This is a genomic window from Bacillus sp. M5A3_1b (assembly GCF_053345335.1).
The window spans coordinates 109,426-128,981 of record NZ_JBKEZY010000009.1; the positions used below are offsets into that span (position 1 = coordinate 109,426).

Genomic DNA, 19,556 nt, shown 5'->3' on the forward strand with positions numbered 1-19,556 from the left:
AACTTACAAAAGAGTTATAAAACAATATAAGCTCCCCTTATTACCACCTTGTACTCACTTTGCAAAAAATAAAGAAAACAAAATTTATTATATAACTTCCATTTTTTATAGAAATACACATTACATCTATATTATAGTTATGAATAGACAAATCTTTTTAGATGCTATTTGTACGGAGGAACTATTATGAGTCGTAAAAAATATTCATCAACTCAAAGAAAACGTCATCCGAACATTTCTAGACGTTTGCGAAACCATATACAAGATCGTTCATTAACAGAAATGTACGCATCTCTGTTCGAACACAATCCTGATAGTATTATTTCATTAAATTTAGAGGGAGTTATACTACATATAAATCCTTCTGCCGAAAGAATATTAGGTTACAATTCTTTAGAATTAGAACAGAAAAATATTACCTCTATTTTAGAAGCTCATATTTCTGAGCAAGTATTACAAAATATAAAGAATACTGAAGCAGATAATCAACAAGAGTATATCTTATCTATTTATCATAAAAGTGGATTCTTATTAGACGTCGTGACAAAACTAGTTCCTATTTTTGTCCAAAATCGTCTAACTGGCGTATATACTATTATGAAGCCTCTTGAAAAATCAGAAAGAATTGAGAATATGCTAAAAGAAAGTGAGAAGAGGTTACGTACATTAGTGAACTCCATGCCTGCGTTTGTTATATTTAAGGATCATGAAGGGCGCTGGCTTGAGGCAAATGACTACGCACTTTCTTGTTTCAATTTCCATCATGTACCTTACCACGGGAAAAAAGATAGTGAACTCGTTCAATATAACGAAGCGTACCGAGAGGCTTTTTTACATTGTGAAGAAGTCGACGAACTAGCATGGCAACAAAGACAAATTCTTCATGGCGAGGAATTTATTATTCATAGAGATGATTTCGATCTAATCTTAAGTATATCGAAAGTTCCACTTTATCATTCTGATGGCTCCCGTAAAGGTCTTATCGTAATGGGAAGAGATGTTACCGAGCTAAAAGAAACGGAAAAGTTATTACGAAAATCAGAAAAACTCGCAGTAGTCGGACAACTGACAGCTGGAATTGCACATGAAATTCGAAATCCACTCACTTCTCTAAAAGGTTTTCTAACATTGCTACTCCCTGAAATAAATGAGGAGCAGAAATGGTATATCGATGTTATGTTAAGTGAGATTTCACAGATGGAATCTATCACAAGTCAATTTATGGCGATGTCTAAACCACAAGTACTATCTATCCAAACTTGTAACATACACACTTTAATTGAAGAGGTAGTTACATTTATTTTACCAACTGCTATTATGCATAGTGTTCATATTATTATGGATCATTTTGATTACAAGCATGATATTCAATGTGATGGTAACCAATTAAAACAAGTTTTTATAAATATATTAAAAAATGCGATAGAAGCGATGCCAAATGGCGGAAATATTTACATCCAAACAAAACCATTAGATGATACCTTCATTTTAATACGAATTATCGATGAAGGTTGCGGTATCCCAGAAGATCGTATCTCTCGTCTAGGTGAACCATTTTATAGTTTAAAAGAAAAGGGAACAGGACTAGGATTAATGATGTGTTACAAAATAATTGAAGAACATCATGGTAAATTACACATTTCAAGCGAATTAAATAAAGGTACGATCGTTGATATTCAGCTACCACTTTCTTCGTCTCATCTTGCGATTCAGTCGTAAATAAAAAAAGAAGCATCTACTAGTTGTTAGCAGATGCTTCTTTTTTTAAATGCTTTGTCATACCATTCTTTTGCTTTTTCTACTTCACTCATTGTTAATTGATGCCCTCTATTTTCCCAATGTATTGTTACATTAGCGTTTGCATTTTCTAATAGTACCTTTAATTCCTCTGACTCTCCTGATGAACAAATCGGGTCATTTGTCCCAGCAGCGATAAACACGAATTTCCCTGCTAAATTAGGCAATTGTGTTCCTCTTCTAGGCACCATTGGGTGATGAAGCACAGCACCTTTTAATGCATTTTCGTAATGGAATAATAAGCTTGCAGCAATGTTTGCTCCATTTGAATAACCGATAGCTACAATGTTATTTCTATCAAATTCATATGTTTTTGCAGCTTCATCTAAAAATTCATTTAATTCCTTCGTACGGAAAATTAAATCCTCTTCATCAAAAATGCCTTCTTCCAATCGGCGGAAGAAACGTGGCATGCCATTTTCTAATACATTCCCCCTAACACTTAATACAGATGCTTCCCGATCAATTATTTCTGCAAGTGGTAATAAATCTAATTCATTACCTCCTGTACCATGAAGTAATAACAACACTGGTTTTGACGTATCTTTTCCTTTTTGAAAAATATGTTTCATCATAATCCTTTTCCCCTTTCAATCACTTTTCGTCTAAATTTCTCACTTCAAATGGTAAAAGTGTTTGTTCAATTTGTTTTCTATGTGGTTCATATTGCCCCGGTAACTTTAATTCCTCACCCATCGTCTCTAACGATTCATCATGAGCGAAACCAGGAGGGTCTGTTGCAATTTCAAATAAAATTTCCCCGTGTTCTCTAAAATAAATTGCGTTAAAATAATTTCGATCTTGTACAGGAGTTACGTGATATCCAAAACGAGACACATGCTCTTTCCAGTCGAGTTGATCCGCATCGTTAGTCGCTCTCCAAGCAATATGGTGGACTGTACCAACACCCATTTGGCCACGCCCGATTGTCGATAGCCTCAAGTCGATAATATTCCCAATATCAGCAGAAGAACGGAATCGAACGAATTCACCTTCTTCTCCAATTTTCTCAAGACCCATAACATGCTCTAACAATTCAGCTGTTTTTTGAGGTTGTGCAGATAATAGAACAGCACCGCCAAATCCTTTAATTGCTACTTTTGGCGTAACTTCTCCAAAAGTCCAATTATTTAATTCGCCTTCTTCTCTTTCTACTAATTCTATATGCAAACCATGCGGATCATCAAATTCTAAATACTGCTCTCCAAATCGAGTCATTTTTGTATACGAAATATCGAATTTTTCTAATCTATTTTCCCAAAACTCCATTGCACCCTTTGGTACGACATAAGACGTAATGCCTACTTGACCGTCACCAATAATTCCTTGACGAGCACCTGCCCATGGGAAAAACGTAATAATTGTTCCAGGATTTCCTCCTTCATTACCAAAATAAAGATGGTACGTGCCTGGATCATCAAAATTCACTGTTTGTTTCACTAAACGTAAACCTAACACACCAGCATAAAAATCTACATTTTCTTGTGGGTGTCCTACGATTGCTGTAATGTGATGAATTCCCATTGTTTTCTTTTCCATTTTCTCCGCCCCTTTTTATTTCATTTTAAAAACTTGTATACATTAAAATTCATCATTCATTTTGTCCATACTGCAAAGTAAAATCCATCGTTATGATTTTATCTTTAATTCGAGATATAAGCTGTGAAATTACGCATTATCTTCTATATCACCGAATTAATCTCGAATTCGAGATAATTCCAAAAAAATATTTACTCCATCTGAAATCTTTATTCGGAAATAAATTATCTCGAACTTAAGATTTATTATAAGTTACTTACTTTTAGTTGTCAACAAGTTACTTATTTTCATTTTAAATCAAAAGAGAGTAAATGCTAGTTATCATTTACTCTCTTCGCTAGTTATTTCGTTTCCTCTTCCAACACTGCTTCCATCTCATTAAATTCACGATGAATTGCTTTCACTGGTTCTTTCGTTAATAAACTTACAACAATAACAGCTAATAAGCTACAGAAGAATCCAGGTACCATTTCATACATAGTGGCTTTTAAACTTGGAATTTGTACCCAAGTAATAACAACTACTGCACCTACAATCATCCCAGCAAGAACGCCCCATTTGTTCGTTCTCTTCCAATATAAACTTAATAAAATAGCGGGTCCGAATGCTGAACCAAATCCTGCCCAAGCATAACCGACAAGTGTTAAAATTGTATCACTTGGATGATATGCTAAAACAACTGCAATCATAGCTACTACTAATACTGACAGTCTACCGATAAATACAAGTTCTTTATCACTAGCGTCCCGACGGAAAAATGTTTTATAGAAATCTTCCGTTACTGCACTTGAAATAACAAGTAATTGCGAGGAAATACTACTCATAATCGAAGCCAAAATAGCTGATAGTAAAAACCCAGTAATGTACGGATGGAATAAAATATTTGAGAATGTTACAAAGACCATTTCTGGGTCTTGTAATGTCTCATTATTTTTAGCGTAATAAGCAATACCAATTAGACCAGTAAGCATTGCACCTATAATTGAAATCGTCATCCAACCGATACCGATTCTACGAGAAGTTTTTAAATCTTTAATAGAGGTAATTGCCATAAAGCGAACAATAATATGCGGTTGCCCAAAATACCCAAGACCCCATGCTAAAAATGAAATAATACCAAGAATTGTAGTCCCTTTAAACATATCTAAACGCGATGCATCAACTTGCTTAATCGTATTGAATGTTTCTGTTACACCGCCCACATCTGTAAAAGCAACAATTGGTACTAATACAAGCGCAATAAACATAATACATCCTTGCACAAAGTCGGTCCAACTTACTGCTAAAAAGCCACCGAATAGTGTATAAGCAACTACGACACCGACAGTTACAAATAAACCAATTTTGTAATCAAGGTTGAAAGAGTTTTCAAACAAGCGCCCACCTGATACTAAACCAGCCGACGCATAAAATGTGAAAAATACTAAAATGACGATAGCGGAGACAAAACGAAGTATTTTCGTACGATCTTTAAATCGATTCTCTAAAAAGTCTGGAATCGTAATTGAATCATTTGCCACTTCTGTATACGTTCGCAAACGCGGGGCAAGAATTAAATAGTTTGCATAAGCACCTATTAATAACCCTATCGCAATCCATACACTAGATAATCCTGTTGCATACATCGCACCAGGTAATCCCATTAGCATCCAACCACTCATGTCAGAAGCACCAGCTGATAAAGCTGTAACTGCTGGACCGAGTCCCCTTCCGCCTAACATATAATCTGATAAATCGGATGTCTTCTTATAAGACCAATAACCGATATACAACATACCTGCCATATAAATAGCAAGCGAAACCATAATCTCAATCTTCACCAAATCTCTCCCTTAGTTACATAAGCCATTCAAAATTTCGAAAAATGACTTTTTCTATTTTCTTGTTTTCGCTTATGGTTCCCTACCTTAACAAACATTTTTTGTTCTTTCAAGTGAACAAGCCCTTTTCACTACATGTGAAAACCTTTATAAATGCCTTTATCCCAGTGGATTACCCCGGTTTTAAAATAAATTAAAGTAAAAATATTCAAAAAATAAAATACCGTTTTTTTCACACCTTATTTTCATTCACTTATCAGACAAATTTTAAAAGAAAAAAGCCATACGAATGTATGACTTTTAACTTATTGGCATTGCAATTTTCTCTTTCTCTACATATACTTTACGAAATTTCATATAGCAACCAATGCGCCAAGGTACTATATAACAAACTGCAAGAGTGTAAAAAAGAATACGGATTGACTTTGGATCTAAACCTTGCAAATGTCTTCTAAAATAAGCACGTAAAAGAACGATAACTAAAAATGTAGCAATAAAAGCGATACTTTTTTTTGCATAAATATGACCATCTTCTCTGATTTCATATCCACTTAAAATAATAAGTGGAATTGATAATAACAGTCCAATTCCAGCAGCTATACCAATTTGCCAAACAGCAAGTTGTATCGGTGTAGCATATAAAGAAAAACCTGGTAATAAAAAGAATAATGGCAATAGTAGTCGTCTTCCTTTATTTTTAATTGGGCGATTCATAGAACGCATACGCCTAAATATAACGAGCCCTATGACGAGTAAAAAAATTGTAATACTGTATGAACCATGCTGCAAGTGAATCTCTCCCTAAAAATAGTCATTTTTAAAAATACTCCCCTATTATACTCCTAATTTTTCCAAACGATATGATTATTCCTCTGAAAAATCTTACATATTAAATATACTTTTAGGTTTGATTTACTATAGGAAACAATTCCGAAAGAGGAACTACTCTTCCCATCTCATCTTTAAACACAATATGCTCTCTCGTTAAATGACGCGGACTCTTTACTCCCGCTGCTGCCGCAAGTGAAAACAAACTATATCTCATACTTATTATATAGTTCATGACCCGCCACTTCTTCTCATACGGATCTAACGCTTTTTGATAATGAGGATTCGTCGTCGCCACACCAGACGGACATTGCCCAGAATTACATTGAAGCGCCATTATGCAGCCACTTGCCATCATAAAACCGCGGGCTGAATTTACAGCATCTGCGCCAATAGCTAAAGCAATTGCCACTTTATCTGGTGTAATTAATTTCCCCGAGGCAAAAACTTTGAATTTGTCCCGAACATCATAATGATTCGCTGTATCAATACATGTCAGTAACGCTGGAATAAGCGGCATCCCCATACTATCTGCCATCGATTTATACGTTGCACCTGATCCACCTTCTGAACCATCAACTGTAATGAAATCTGGATAGATGTTTAACTCTTTCATCGATTTGAATAAATCTTCCAACGGCTCTTGCTGTCCAATTACAATCTTCATCCCAACTGGTTTACCGCCGTTTTCTTGCAAACGTTGAATAAAATAAAGTGTATCTACTGCATTCTTTAAAAATGGAAATCGATTCGGTGAATTAATCGTTTCTCCTTCTCGCACATTCCGAACAGAAGCAATTTTCTCATTTACTTTTTGTCCCTCTAGATGACCACCACGTATTTTCGCACCTTGCCCAAATTTCAATTCGAATGCTTTAATATTGCTTTCTTTTGCTTTCTCCATAAATTTCTCCATTGAAAAATTACCATCCTCGTCACGATATCCAAATAATCCTGGACCAATTTGCGCAACGATATTTGCACCTGTATGTAAATGTTCTGGAATAACGCCACCTTCACCAGTATTAATCCACGATCCGCCAGCCATCTTCGCACCAAACCCGCTCGCTAAAATATAATTTTCGCCAATCGCACCGTAAGAAGTCGCAGATGCCCCAAACATGCCATGTAGCTTCCACGGATATTTGCGGTTTTCACCGACGATAATTGCATCATCTTCTTCATATAACCAAAGATTCGTTGTATCCGCTGTCAATTTTTCTCTTCGTGAAAATAACCCTTCTTTATGAATCACATACTTTTTCCCTTCACGTTCTTGCGTTACATTCACACTTAATTCATCTGTTAATTTAGGAAATAATGTATTAGCGATATAATATCCAGATGCATCAAAATCTCGTTTTGATCCAAAACCGAGTATTTCTGAACGGTATTTTGCTAGAAACATTACACTTTGAAAATCATAACGTGAAAAGGGCTTTCCATCCGTATCATGATCAAACCAATATTGCCTAAATTCCGGCCCTATCTTTTCAAGTAAATAACGCATCCTTCCTAAGTATGGATGTAACTTTAATATAGAATGATGCGTCCGTTTTTTAATAAAAAATGTAATAATAAAAAAAATGATTAATAGTAACATCAATAAGAGCAATATACTAATAATAACGAGTAGCGTTTCACTCATCCCGCTTCCTCCTATGAAAATCCATAATAAAAGGAGAACACCTGATGTGTTCTCCTTTTATCTTTATTCAAATTAATGTAGCAAGATGCTCTTTCGCATCATATTCAACTAAACTTTCAGCATTTTTAATTCGATGAACAAAATCTGGATTAGCAATTAAAGGTCTTCCGAATGCCGCTACATCAATCGTTCCTTCTCGCAACGCTTCTTCAGCTTCTTTCGGATTTAAATTCCCTACTCCTACGATCGTACCATCCCAATATTTTCTTACTAATTGATGAAAATTCTTTCCGTCAGCAATGACTGCCGTATAATTCATTGTTGAAGGGTGAATCATCGTTAATCCAACTTCTTTGAACATATTTACAAACGTTTCAATTGCAAGCTCAGGGTTTTCCCACATATAAGTTGGATTATCACCTTTGAAAGCAGAGAAACGAAGAAGTGTTTTATCAGCCCCAACAGCTTCTATTACAGCCTCCGTTACTTCTTTCATAAACGTTAGCCTTTGCTTTAAATCTCCGCCGTATTTATCAGTACGCTTATTTGCGAACTCATAAGTAAATTGATCGATTAAATATCCGTGTGCCCCATGAATTTCTACTCCATCAAATCCAGCTTCGATCGCGTTTTTCGCAGCTTGTGCGTATTGACCAATTACCTCTTGTATTTCTTCTAACGTCATTGCTTCTGGCGTGTCGAACGGTTTACGAAAACGCGGAACATTTCCCTCTGCAGCGATAGCAGACGGTGCTTGTGGCATTTGCCCACCAATTATCTCGTGATGACTCATACGGCCAACATGCCATATTTGAGCAATAATCGTTCCGCCTTCTTTATGTACTGCCTCTGTAACAGGCTTCCACGAATCGATTTGTTCTTGCGTATAAATTCCTGGCACTCCCGGATTCCCTTTTGCTCTTGGGCTAATGACGATTCCCTCTGTAATAATTAAGCCAACTCCATCAGCTGCACGTTTTCTATAGTACTCGACTACATCAGTACCAACGATTCCTGTTTCATGATTTGCGAAACATCTCGTCATCGGTGCCATTGCTATGCGATTACGAAGCGACCAAGATCCAATTTGAATCGAGTCAAATAACTTCGTTTCTTCAATATTTTCAAAAGAACCCCAATCATTTATATTTGTTCCTTCATAAATACTTGCTGCTTTATTATTTGAACTTGTCATTTTTCTTCCCCCTAAAAAATTCTTACTATAATCGCATCATACTTACTTTTAGATAGTAACGTCAATTTATTCGCCTTTACCATCAAACATTCGCATATCAAAAAAACAGAATGATACAAATAAAAAAAAGGTTTCCTAGGAAGGAAACCTTTTTTAGTTTACCGTATATGGATGACAACACGTTTATCTCTTTTATATAAAGAAAATAAACAATTATAATCTCTTCACATATAAAAAACTTTAACAATAGAAGTGAGAATGGTTCAGTATTCTTCTAAAAATAATAACTTATAAACCTAAAACAATGAAAGCCCTACCTCTCTTTCATCCTTACGGCTCCTCGTCCGTGCCAGTGTGAATCAGGATTGCAAAAATCAAGTAACTATTCTATCGAAGTGTTTAATTAAACTTCGAATATTCGTAAAGAATTTAAAAAATAAAAATGGATTTGATTGTAGTAATAACAAAAGAGGTTAATGCTCTAAAAGTGGTTTGAAAGAATTGAATGTCTTTGAAATGATTAATTCTCTATAATTATGTTCCCAAAAAATTCAAAACCTTTTTTGGGATCTAATACATTATTTGTAATGAATCTTAACAAAAGCTTTTTATTTGACTTTCTGTGATACCTTCAATTAATCCCAGTTCACTAATCAAAAATTCGTGTGCGTTATCTAACATTTTCTTTTCGCTTGCATTAAGTGCTTTTTCTTTCTGCATACGTAATAAATCACGTACAACTTCAGCACCTTCTTGTATTTTACCCGTCTTTATTTTATCAGTGTTCAATTTATACCTTTGTTTCCACGTAAGTAATCTATCAGATTCTCCATGTTGAAAAATATCCAATATGTGTGCTATTGCCGTTATATCCGTGACTGGTCGTATATTTGAGCTCAATATTCTCCCTGCCGGAATCATTACTTCCATATTACTACCCGACATTTTTATAACATAATATTGTTGTTTTTCTCCTGTGATTTCCTTCTCTTCTATGGCTTTAATTATACCTGCTCCCTGCATTGGATAAACAATGTTATCGCCAATTTGAAACAAATAATCCACCTCCATATATGGTAACCTTCTCAATCTTAACACACAATCAATTTTTTAGCAAAATTTTTATTTTATCATAAAATTATTTTTAATGTCAATCCTTTCGAACTAAGAAAATAATTTCGTCAAATATCATTAAAAACCCGCAATCTTATTAACTTTTCCGCACATATATACATTCTAATTTCACCTTCTCTTTTTACATAAAAACACATTACTACATATAAGTAGTAATGTGTTTTTTATACGGAATCGTTAAACATTCCCTATTAATTTCACGCCTATATACTAACCTGCTTACGGACTGTCTCTCTCGCTAAAAGAAAACTCATAATCACTTGCGCAGCTACTCGACTCGTCATATCTCTGAAATCAAGGGTTGGATCAATTTCTACTATATCCATCCCTTGAACGAGCGGTTCTTTACCAAGAAATTCAATCGCATCAAGTAAAGTCGTACTATCCATACCGCCAGGACCAATTGCTGGACAACCTGGTGCAAATGCTTGATCTAGTACATCCATATCAAGAGAAATGTAAATAGAAGTCACGCCTTGCTTTCTTAATACTTCAATACTTTCTGTGATGATATCTTTGATTTGTCGCTCTCGTACATCTTTCATTGTATACACTGTCACGCCATGTTCTTTTGCATATTCATGGTACGCTCGTGCATTTGAAAAATTACGAATTCCGATTTGAACGAGTTGTTTTCCTGTAATGACATCATTTTCTAGCAAACTACGGAACGGTGTACCATTTGATGGGCCACCATCATCTAAATTACGTAAATCATGATGGGCATCAAATTGAATAACACCGACCTTCCCTTTACTATTTGCAAACCCTGTTATACTCGGAAAACTAATCGAATGGTCACCACCCAGAACGATTGGTATCATGTTCGGATTTACTTTCGTTACATGACCAACTGTTTTCGCAATCCGGTTATGACTTTCTTTTATATCTGTCACATGCATCGTAATATCACCGCAATCATGAAGAACACTTTCTTTCATATCGTGTTCTTCTGTAATTGCGTACGTGCTATATGCATCTAACATCGCACGAATAGTTTTCGGTGCAAAACATGCCCCTGAATGACTAATAGATGGTTTAGAAAGGGGTGCACCAATTAAGGCTGCACCGAATATTTCTACGTCTTCCTCCCAATCTTTAATCATCTCACTCCATTTCGTTACTTCACGATCGATAAACTTTGCATTTTTCTTTAAATAGTGGCCGTGCTCCACGATTGTTCACCTCTTGTATATGCAATATTACCATTCTTCCATACTGTATTTACATGACTTACGCCGTAATGATACGGTACGTAAGCATAATTGTAAGCATCCCATAGAACTAAATCTGCCTTGCGACCAACTCTAATTTTCCCAGCTACATCACCACGATTAATTGCGTAAGAAGAGTTAACTGTTACTGCATTCCAAACTTCTTCTGGTGTCATTTTCAGCTTGAGCATTGCAATGCTCATAATAAGCTGAATGTTCTCAGTTGGACAACTACCTGGGTTAAAGTCTGTAGCCAAAGCAACTGCAACACCTTCATCAATCATTTTACGTCCACGAGCAAAGCTTTCTTTATTTAAATAGAAAGTTGTTCCTGGTAATAAAGTCGCTACTGTATTAGAATTTGCAAGCATTTCAATTCCTTTATCAGAAGCGCCAACTAAATGGTCCGCTGATGCTGCACCAATTTCAGCCGCTGCTTCCGCGCCACCAAGAGGGTCAATTTCATCTGCATGAATTTTCACATCAAACCCAAGCTCTTTCGCTTTTAATAAAAACTCTTTTGACTCTTCAACAGAGAACACACCTGTTTCACAGAAAATATCAACGAATTCAGCTAATTGCTTCTCTTTCATTTCTGGTAGTAAGTCTAACATCCATTGTAAAAATTCTTTAGATCTACCTTTATACTCTTTCGGAACTGCATGAGCACCTAAAAATGTGGAAACTAAATCAATCGAGTGCTCTTTTTGTAATTGTGCAGTTGCCTCTAATTGTTTCCATTCCGTCTCATCATCTAATCCGTAACCACTCTTCGCTTCTACAGTTGTAACTCCGAAAGATAGCATACGGTCTAAATGGAATTTCGCTTTTTGAACAAGTTCTTCTTTCGACGCCTTTTTCGTTGCATTTACAGTTGAAAGAATACCTCCGCCTTGTTCTAAAATTTCTAAGTACGGAACTCCTTGTAATTTTAATGCGATTTCATTTTCACGAGATCCACCAAATACAAGGTGAGTATGCGGATCAACAAGACCAGGAGAAACCATTTTTCCGCCGCAATCAATAACTTCTTTCGCTTGTAATCCTTTAGCTTCTTCCACTGTTCCAACGAAAGTAATTACGCCGTTTTCAATTCCAACCACACCATTTTCGATAACAGGAAGCGTGTTCATCGCTTCCCGTCTTAACAAGCCATCTTCTTGATCCATTGTTAGTAATTGACCGATATTTATTAGTAAAGTGTCCAGCATGTTTTCTCCTCCTTATTTCATCATCGGAATGTTAACGCCTTTTTCTTTCGCAGTTTCTACAGCTAAGTCATATCCTGCATCAACATGACGAACAACACCCATACCAGGGTCAGAAGTTAATACGCGCTCAATACGTTTTGCTGCTGCTTCTGTTCCATCTGCAACGATAACCATTCCAGCGTGAAGTGAATAACCCATACCAACGCCACCACCGTGGTGAACAGATACCCAACTCGCACCGTTTACACTATTAATTAATGCATTTAAAATTGGCCAGTCTGCTACTGCATCACTACCGTCTTTCATCGCTTCTGTTTCACGGTTTGGAGATGCTACTGATCCGCAATCTAAATGGTCACGACCGATAACGATTGGTGCTGATAATTCACCATTTGCCACCATTTCATTAATAATGCGACCAAATTTCGCGCGCTCACCGTAACCTAACCAACAAATACGAGATGGAAGGCCTTGGAACTCAACTTGCTGACGAGCCATACGAATCCAGTTACATAAATGCTCATTATCCGCAAACTCACGTAATATTACTTCGTCTGTTTTATAAATATCTTCTGGATCACCAGAAAGTGCTACCCAGCGGAATGGTCCTTTTCCTTCGCAGAATAATGGACGGATAAATGCTGGAACGAATCCTGGGAAATCGAATGCATTTTTCAAACCTTCATCGAAAGCAACTTGGCGAATGTTATTTCCGTAATCAAATGTAATTGCGCCTTTTTCTTGCATAGCAAGCATTGCTTCTACATGTTTTGTCATGCTTTCTTTTGATAATTGTACGTAACGTTCTGGATCTTCTTCACGAAGTTTCGCTGCTTCTTCTAATGTGAAACCTACTGGAATATAACCGTTTAATGGATCATGAGCAGATGTTTGATCCGTAACTAAATCTGGCGTAATATTGCGCTTCACTAGTTCTGGTAAAATCTCTGCCGCATTTCCTAATAAACCAATTGAAATTGGTTCTTTCTTCTCTTTATACTCGTTCGCAACCGTTAATGCTTCTTCTAATGATTCTGTATACATATCACAGTATCTCTTTTCAATACGACGATCGATGCTGCGCTTATCAACATCAATAGCAATGACAACACCGCCGTTCATCGTTACAGCAAGAGGTTGTGCACCACCCATACCACCTAAGCCAGCAGTAAGTGTTAATGTACCTTTTAATGAACCATCGAAATGTTGACGTGCCGCTTCGCCAAACGTTTCATATGTTCCTTGTAAAATACCTTGTGTTCCAATGTAAATCCAGCTACCTGCTGTCATTTGTCCGTACATCATAAGACCTTTTTTCTCTAGTTCACGGAAGTGATCCCAGTTAGCCCATTTTGGTACTAAGTTTGAGTTCGCTAAAAGAACGCGAGGTGCATCTTCATGCGATTTAAAGATTGCAACTGGTTTTCCTGATTGAACAAGTAATGTTTCATCGCTTTCTAACGTTTTTAATGAATCTACAATCGCATGGTAGCTTTCCCAGTTACGAGCTGCACGGCCAATTCCGCCATATACAACTAATTCTTCTGGTTTTTCAGCAACTTCAGGATCTAAATTGTTCATTAACATACGAAGTGCAGCTTCTTGAACCCACCCTTTCGTTTGTAATTCAGTACCTCTTGGCGCGCGAATTGTTTGTTTAACTTTTTCCATTTCAATCTCTCCCTTTTCTCATTTTATAGTGCTGCGTTTACATCTAATCTTTCTTTTATCGAATAATTCGTTTTTAACCAGTGCGTAATATTTTCAATATCCGTTGAGAATATGCGATCATTTGTAATAGAAGGTACTTGTTGACGGCCTTGATGGTAGAAGCTCTTCGTCACTGTACTCATGTTTTCAATACCGCGATATTCTGCTGCTTGCATCGCACAAATCATCTCAATTGAAAGAACACGTCTTACATTTTGAATAATTTGATGTGCATGGCGTGAAGCGATTGTTCCCATACTTACGTGATCTTCTTGGTTAGCTGATGACGGAATTGAATCAACACTCGCTGGATGTGCTAACGTTTTATTTTCAGAAACAAGTGACGCTGCAGCGTATTGCATAATCATTGCACCAGACTGAAGTCCTGGTTCTGGACTTAAAAATGGAGGTAAATCATTTAATTGCGGATTTACTAAACGCTCGATACGACGCTCTGAAATATTTGCAAGTTCCGCCATTCCTACTTTTAAGAAGTCCATCGCAAACGCAATCGGTTGACCATGGAAATTACCACCCGAAATTACTTTTTCTCCGCCATCAAAGATTAGTGGATTGTCCGTTGCTGCATTCATTTCAATTTCTAATTTTTCTTTCACATAATTTAAAACTTGCCAAGAAGCACCGTGTACTTGCGGGATACAACGAAGTGAATATGCATCCTGTACTCGTAGTTCTCCTTGTTTTGTTGTTAATTTACTATCATGAAGGATGTCACGAATTCTGCTCGCTACTTCCACTTGCTCTTTATAACCACGTGCTTTATGAACATTTTCATCAAATGCATCAATAATGCCTTGTAATCCTTCAATTGTCATCGAAGCAATGAATTCAGCTTGATACGCCATTGCTTCTGCTTCTATATAAGAAAGAACTCCTTGCGCTGTCATCGCCTGCGTACCATTAATTAATGCAAGCCCTTCTTTCGCTTCAAGTTCAATCGGTTCAAGACCTTCTTCTGTAAGAGCAACCATCGCATGAACGCGTTTCCCCTTATAGAACACTTCACCTTCGCCTAATAATACAAGCGCAAGATGAGATAAAGGTGCTAAATCGCCACTCGCACCAAGTGACCCTTGTTGCGGAACGACTGGGTGAATTTTACGATTTACAAACTCAAGAAGCATATTTACAACAAGTGGTCTAACACCAGATACTCCTTTAAGCATCGTGTTCGCTCGTAAAATTAACATACCGCGTGATACTTCTTCAGGGAATGGATCACCTATACCGCATGCATGTGACTGAATTAAATTGTGTTGAAGTGCCTTTACATCATCTTTTTGAATAAGCACATCACTGAACTTTCCAAATCCAGTTGTAATACCGTAAACGACTTTTCCGTCCTCCACAATTTTCTCAACAACTTCGCGGCACTCCGCCACCTTTTGCATACTATTTGGACAAGCTGTTACACCTTCCCCTTCAAGTAACAACCTCTTCATTTCTTCAATTGTCAATGTGTGTCCTGTTAACGTAATCATTCTTTTTCCTCCTTAAAAAGGCAAAAGGGGACCTTATCTTTTTAAGACAGACTTCTGTCCCAAAAAGTAAGGCCCCCTTCTAACTAATAGACTATGGGCAAATCATATGTGATTAATTCCTAAACCAATCGCCTCATGCTCAGATCCTTTTACAGGTGCACCAATCGTTCCATATAATGCAACAGCAACCCATTCGCCTTCTTTTTTTCCGTCGTATGGTCTACCGCGCACAATCGCAAAGCGAAGTCCTACTGTACGAAGAACGTCTGCTAACTGAATTTGACCTCTCGTCACTCCGTACAAAGCTTCCATAATTGCATGATAAAGTGCATGTGTTTCTCTGTAAACATCTGTTTCAATAACTTGGGTGCTCTTAGCCGCTGTTTCCATTGCTGCTACAACTTTTTGCGAATTCATCGAACCAACTTTCCCCGTACAATACTTCCAACCTTTCGGAATAGATAATACAGGGCTTTCATTCTCATCCGCAAGTGCCAACAACATGGCCATACGACCAATTCGATGTGTTCCTTGAAGAAGCATGTGACTCTCTCATTTCTTTAATTATTTGAATATTTCTTAATTTAAGAATATATGAAAACGGTTAAATCGTCAATAGTTTAAACTCACATTCGAACAATTTTTTCATCCCCTCCATTTGTGTACACAAATTATTTACACGAATTTTTCAGGCGTGCTATAGTCTCACTAACAGATGCAAAGGGGCGATATTTCAATGACGAAGCGAAAAGATATTCATTTTCGAATTGAAGAAAAATTACTTGAAAGGTTTGAATCTGCACTCCATTACGAAGGGTTAAAGAAAACCGACGTATTAACACACGCGATTCAGCAATTTTGCACGAAGGTGGAATGTGAAAAAATGAATGATGTAAAACGCCAATATAACGTAAGCAACCATTTACAAACACGTATCGATACGCATAAACATTACGAAGAAAAACAAGTAAATTTAGATGAACTCGTCATGGAACATTTGCAACTTCAAGGAGAAGAAAAAATATTAGAGGTTGGGTGTGCTAATGGAAATTTTCTTTCCCTTTTACAAACTAACGGTCATAAAGGTCAACTAACCGGTTTTGATCAATCAAAAACGATGCTTTCTGAAGCTGCAATAAAGAATAGCATAATTGAATGGAAACTAGGTGATGCTGGTAAACTTCCTTTTGAAGCTAATTACTATGACTGGGTCATCGCAAGACATATGTTATATCACATGAAAGATGTCGAAAAAACAGTTCAAGGATTCCATAAAGTAATTCGTCCCGGAGGCTCACTTTTAGCTACAACAAATTCTGACGTTACATTACCTCATATAGTTGAAATGTGTAACCGCATGTTAGACGCATTTAATTTACCGAAAACAACATCATCAGTCACTCCATTTTGTTTAGAAAATGGTAAAGAGATATTACAGTCTGTTTTTCCAACTGTTGAAGAAACAGTTATTCATAATGCTCTCGTTTTTCATCATGCTACTCCGATTGTAAGCTATATTTCTAGCATGTTTCCATCGCTAAATATACCTGATAATACATATCTTCACGCCGAAATGAAGGAATGGCTAAAAAAAGAAGTAGAAAATGAATTGTCACTTCATAACGGTATATGGCGCGACCCGAAAACGTTAGCCATTTATCGATGTCAAAAAGAAAAAAGCTAGCAAATGCTAGCTTTTACACATTCTCAGGCAAAAGCTCCTCCATCATCACATTCCCCTTACCACTGTAAAAATTTATATTATGTTCGTTTGTTACTCCAAAATAAGAGGCAATCGCTATTCCGAATGGTACGAAAGCATGTCCTTGTGCAGTAATAATATTTGAGTGTTGTACAACTTCTTTATATACAAAATTTTCTACTGGAAAACAATCTAACTTTTGATAATCTATAGTCGCTGTATAAGAAATCCCTTTAAATAAACCTGCTCTTGCTAACGCATACGGTCCAGCACAAATCGCAGCTACTAATTTTTCTTTTTCAGAAAATTGGCGAATGACTGAAAAGAGAATATCTGCGTCTTTCATATGTACTTCGTCTCCCCCTGGAATGATAATCCCCTCATATTCATCTACACGCACTTCACTTAATTCTATATGCGGTTGTACTTGCAAGCCTGTTTCACTTATAATCAACCCTTTTGTTAAGCCCGCAGTAATGATTTCATATTTCTTTTTCAGCAATGCTGTCGCTACTGTAATTTCAAACTCCGCAAATGTTGGGTATACGAATAATAATATTTTTTTCATAGTCCTTTCTCCTTTAACCAGCCCATAAAATATGCTTCTAACTCATCCACTGTTAATGTATTCGTGTCCACATAAGTTATAGGAAATTGTTTATACCATTCTTTTTCGGTTTCGACTAATTTAAATTGCTCCTCAAATGTACTTCGATTTCTTGTTCTATCATTATTTTTTCTATCATATACATTCTTTTTCGTGACATCTAAATAAAAAATCGCATCTGAACGACATTCTCTTAATTTATATAATTCATCTTTTAATTCAGTTTCCATACCCCACTCTTCCCCTATAATCGTTGGATAAAAGAGTGTATAAAATTCAATATCTTCTGGTCCGCGATCAAAAATCACGACTGAATCTTTCACATTTTGAAACTCCTTTATTTTTGCTTCCATAAACATTTTTTGATTTATAATAAATCCTTCTTTTGAATTCATATCCAAATTTAATTGTTTTCGCTTTTCTACAATTGGATATGGATTTTCATATATAACTGAAAGCCCACATCGCTCTAACCTTTTAGCCAATGTTGTTTTTCCGCTTGCCATCGATCCTTGGAGTGAAATTACATATGCCATTCCTCTCATTCCCTTGCATTTTAGTATATCTATAATATACAGAATTTTAAAAACCATCAACAGAATATATATCACCTTGTTTCTTATTCTTATCTAACTTATAATAAAAATAGAGATTATGACGGACGCATCAATAATGTAAGCTTGGAAATCCAAGCTTACATTATTTTTTGCTTTCCCTTTTCTAATAAAAAGAGTATACTAGTTTAGAACGTATGTTCTTAATGATTACATACAGTAAGGAGATAGAACAATGGTATACGATACAAAAGCGATTTCTTGGAATGAGTCTTTAAAACAACTTCAACGCCGCTATACAAACAAACAAGTTGATCGAAAAGAATTTGAAGATATTGAACTGATGGAATTCTTCCACGATAACGACTACATTTCTTTACCTACACATATAAGCGGCCTATCAACAGCACGTTTTACTTCTTACTCTATTTTTACAACTGAAGATAAAGATCGTAAAGTTGGCACATTAATCATTGAATATGTAGAAGATGATAATAATAATTTATGTGTTGAACAACTATACTTTGTTTAAATGATAACGCTTGGTCAAAATGACCAAGCGTTCTTGCTTTCTATGAATATCACTGTTTATAATATGAATAAAAGAAAACCGCAATCATTAAGGGGGGATAAGCTTGCTCGAAGGATGGTTCAGTTGGTTCATAGTGCTATGGACTGTTATTTTATTAGGACTTATGTCTATCGGTGGATACTTTATGTTCAGAAAATTCCTAAAACGATTACCTAAAGAAGATGGTATGTCCATTTTAGATTGGGAAGAGCACTATATTAATAAAACTAGACATTTATGGGATGAAGAACAAAAACAATTGTTAGAAGAGCTCGTAAGTCCTGTTCCAGAACTATTTCGCGATGTCGCTAAATCAAAAATTGCTGGCAAAATTGGAGAACTGGCATTACAAGAAAAAGCCTCTCAAATTACACAAGATTTAATTATTAAAGGATATATTATTGCTACACCAAAACGCGACCATAAATTTTTAGTTAAAAAACTACAAGAAAAAGAGATTGATTATTCTCATTATGAATCTTTACTGACAAAATCCTCCTCATAAAAAAAGATTGCTAGATTAT

18 protein-coding genes are annotated in these 19,556 nt (G+C 36.1%); 4 read left to right on the top strand and 14 right to left on the bottom strand.

What is annotated here, in order from left to right; translation table 11 throughout:
* Positions 1-186 precede the first annotated feature (186 nt).
* Entirely contained in the window at positions 187-1,719 is a 1,533-nt protein-coding gene (locus ACLBWW_RS22410) for a BA3702 family sensor histidine kinase (protein WP_048544121.1), read from the top strand.
* A gap of 26 nt (positions 1,720-1,745) precedes the next feature.
* Here the strand turns inward: ACLBWW_RS22410 and ACLBWW_RS22415 are convergent, their stop codons facing one another.
* The 12 genes from ACLBWW_RS22415 to hutP all read right to left on the bottom strand — a co-directional run bounded on the left by ACLBWW_RS22415 (position 1,746) and on the right by hutP (position 16,141).
* The gene (locus tag ACLBWW_RS22415; protein ID WP_098221510.1) at positions 1,746-2,372 is read right to left on the bottom strand and encodes an alpha/beta hydrolase; all 627 of its coding nucleotides are present in this window, start codon (positions 2,370-2,372) and stop codon (positions 1,746-1,748) included.
* 19 nt (positions 2,373-2,391) lie between these two features.
* Entirely contained in the window at positions 2,392-3,336 is a 945-nt protein-coding gene (locus ACLBWW_RS22420; protein WP_098124395.1) for a ring-cleaving dioxygenase, read from the bottom strand.
* A gap of 341 nt (positions 3,337-3,677) precedes the next feature.
* Complete coding sequence (gene putP, locus ACLBWW_RS22425) at positions 3,678-5,156, bottom strand: sodium/proline symporter PutP (RefSeq protein ID WP_048544125.1); 1,479 nt, start codon at positions 5,154-5,156, stop codon at positions 3,678-3,680.
* Between the two features lie 300 nt (positions 5,157-5,456).
* On the bottom strand, positions 5,457-5,945 hold the full coding sequence (locus tag ACLBWW_RS22430; protein ID WP_447614249.1) for a CcdC protein domain-containing protein: 489 nt from the start codon (positions 5,943-5,945) through the stop codon (positions 5,457-5,459).
* Between the two features lie 112 nt (positions 5,946-6,057).
* Positions 6,058-7,632: an FMN-binding glutamate synthase family protein gene (locus tag ACLBWW_RS22435; RefSeq protein WP_048544127.1), complete on the bottom strand. Its 1,575-nt coding sequence runs from the start codon at positions 7,630-7,632 to the stop codon at positions 6,058-6,060.
* Positions 7,633-7,699: 67 nt separating this feature from the next.
* Positions 7,700-8,827 carry an alkene reductase gene (locus ACLBWW_RS22440; RefSeq protein ID WP_048544128.1) on the bottom strand — a complete coding sequence of 376 codons (1,128 nt, stop codon included), beginning with the start codon at positions 8,825-8,827 and terminating at the stop codon, positions 7,700-7,702.
* 594 nt (positions 8,828-9,421) lie between these two features.
* A complete protein-coding gene (locus ACLBWW_RS22445; protein WP_170771247.1) occupies positions 9,422-9,883 on the bottom strand; it encodes a CarD family transcriptional regulator in 462 nt (153 codons plus the stop codon).
* A 281-nt stretch (positions 9,884-10,164) separates the two neighbouring features.
* Positions 10,165-11,136: a formimidoylglutamase gene (hutG, locus tag ACLBWW_RS22450; RefSeq protein WP_048544129.1), complete on the bottom strand. Its 972-nt coding sequence runs from the start codon at positions 11,134-11,136 to the stop codon at positions 10,165-10,167.
* Positions 11,115-12,386 carry an imidazolonepropionase gene (gene hutI / locus ACLBWW_RS22455; protein ID WP_048544131.1) on the bottom strand — a complete coding sequence of 424 codons (1,272 nt, stop codon included), beginning with the start codon at positions 12,384-12,386 and terminating at the stop codon, positions 11,115-11,117. Before hutI ends, hutG begins: the two co-directional genes overlap by 22 nt.
* Before the next feature lie 12 nt (positions 12,387-12,398).
* A complete protein-coding gene (gene hutU, locus ACLBWW_RS22460) occupies positions 12,399-14,057 on the bottom strand; it encodes a urocanate hydratase (RefSeq protein ID WP_000416700.1) in 1,659 nt (552 codons plus the stop codon).
* A 23-nt stretch (positions 14,058-14,080) separates the two neighbouring features.
* Positions 14,081-15,598 (bottom strand): histidine ammonia-lyase, encoded by a 1,518-nt coding sequence (hutH, locus tag ACLBWW_RS22465; RefSeq protein ID WP_000631835.1) that lies wholly within the window; start codon positions 15,596-15,598, stop codon positions 14,081-14,083.
* A gap of 102 nt (positions 15,599-15,700) precedes the next feature.
* Entirely contained in the window at positions 15,701-16,141 is a 441-nt protein-coding gene (hutP, locus tag ACLBWW_RS22470; protein WP_000926520.1) for a hut operon transcriptional regulator HutP, read from the bottom strand.
* 193 nt (positions 16,142-16,334) lie between these two features.
* Here hutP and ACLBWW_RS22475 point away from each other — a divergent pair, with 193 nt between their 5' ends.
* Positions 16,335-17,282 (top strand): class I SAM-dependent methyltransferase, encoded by a 948-nt coding sequence (locus ACLBWW_RS22475; protein ID WP_431122710.1) that lies wholly within the window; start codon positions 16,335-16,337, stop codon positions 17,280-17,282.
* 13 nt (positions 17,283-17,295) lie between these two features.
* Here the strand turns inward: ACLBWW_RS22475 and ACLBWW_RS22480 are convergent, their stop codons facing one another.
* Both ACLBWW_RS22480 and ACLBWW_RS22485 read right to left on the bottom strand, forming a co-directional pair.
* Positions 17,296-17,868 carry a DJ-1/PfpI family protein gene (locus tag ACLBWW_RS22480; protein ID WP_048544136.1) on the bottom strand — a complete coding sequence of 191 codons (573 nt, stop codon included), beginning with the start codon at positions 17,866-17,868 and terminating at the stop codon, positions 17,296-17,298.
* The gene (locus ACLBWW_RS22485) at positions 17,865-18,452 is read right to left on the bottom strand and encodes an AAA family ATPase (protein ID WP_095205705.1); all 588 of its coding nucleotides are present in this window, start codon (positions 18,450-18,452) and stop codon (positions 17,865-17,867) included. The genes ACLBWW_RS22480 and ACLBWW_RS22485 overlap by 4 nt, the downstream gene beginning before the upstream one ends.
* 244 nt (positions 18,453-18,696) lie before the next feature.
* On the opposite strand from ACLBWW_RS22485, the gene ACLBWW_RS22490 reads away from it, so the two are divergent.
* Positions 18,697-18,993, top strand: a complete 297-nt coding sequence (locus ACLBWW_RS22490) for a hypothetical protein (RefSeq protein ID WP_048544144.1) — start codon at positions 18,697-18,699, stop codon at positions 18,991-18,993.
* A gap of 103 nt (positions 18,994-19,096) precedes the next feature.
* A complete protein-coding gene (locus ACLBWW_RS22495) occupies positions 19,097-19,537 on the top strand; it encodes a DUF2621 domain-containing protein (RefSeq protein WP_000889389.1) in 441 nt (146 codons plus the stop codon).
* The last annotated feature ends 19 nt before the right edge of the window (positions 19,538-19,556 follow it).

Excerpts from the sequence above, each read along its gene's own strand:
- ACLBWW_RS22410 (WP_048544121.1), top strand. The coding sequence starts at position 187 with ATGAGTCGTAAAAAATATTCATCAACTCAAAGAAAACGTCATCCGAAC.
- ACLBWW_RS22415 (WP_098221510.1), bottom strand. The coding sequence starts at position 2,372 with ATGATGAAACATATTTTTCAAAAAGGAAAAGATACGTCAAAACCAGTG.
- ACLBWW_RS22420 (WP_098124395.1), bottom strand. The coding sequence starts at position 3,336 with ATGGAAAAGAAAACAATGGGAATTCATCACATTACAGCAATCGTAGGA.
- ACLBWW_RS22435 (WP_048544127.1), bottom strand. The coding sequence starts at position 7,632 with ATGAGTGAAACGCTACTCGTTATTATTAGTATATTGCTCTTATTGATG.
- ACLBWW_RS22440 (WP_048544128.1), bottom strand. The coding sequence starts at position 8,827 with ATGACAAGTTCAAATAATAAAGCAGCAAGTATTTATGAAGGAACAAAT.
- hutI (WP_048544131.1), bottom strand. The coding sequence starts at position 12,386 with ATGCTGGACACTTTACTAATAAATATCGGTCAATTACTAACAATGGAT.
- hutU (WP_000416700.1), bottom strand. The coding sequence starts at position 14,057 with ATGGAAAAAGTTAAACAAACAATTCGCGCGCCAAGAGGTACTGAATTA.
- hutH (WP_000631835.1), bottom strand. The coding sequence starts at position 15,598 with ATGATTACGTTAACAGGACACACATTGACAATTGAAGAAATGAAGAGG.
- hutP (WP_000926520.1), bottom strand. The coding sequence starts at position 16,141 with ATGCTTCTTCAAGGAACACATCGAATTGGTCGTATGGCCATGTTGTTG.
- ACLBWW_RS22475 (WP_431122710.1), top strand. The coding sequence starts at position 16,335 with ATGACGAAGCGAAAAGATATTCATTTTCGAATTGAAGAAAAATTACTT.
- ACLBWW_RS22480 (WP_048544136.1), bottom strand. The coding sequence starts at position 17,868 with ATGAAAAAAATATTATTATTCGTATACCCAACATTTGCGGAGTTTGAA.
- ACLBWW_RS22485 (WP_095205705.1), bottom strand. The coding sequence starts at position 18,452 with ATGAGAGGAATGGCATATGTAATTTCACTCCAAGGATCGATGGCAAGC.
- ACLBWW_RS22490 (WP_048544144.1), top strand. The coding sequence starts at position 18,697 with ATGGTATACGATACAAAAGCGATTTCTTGGAATGAGTCTTTAAAACAA.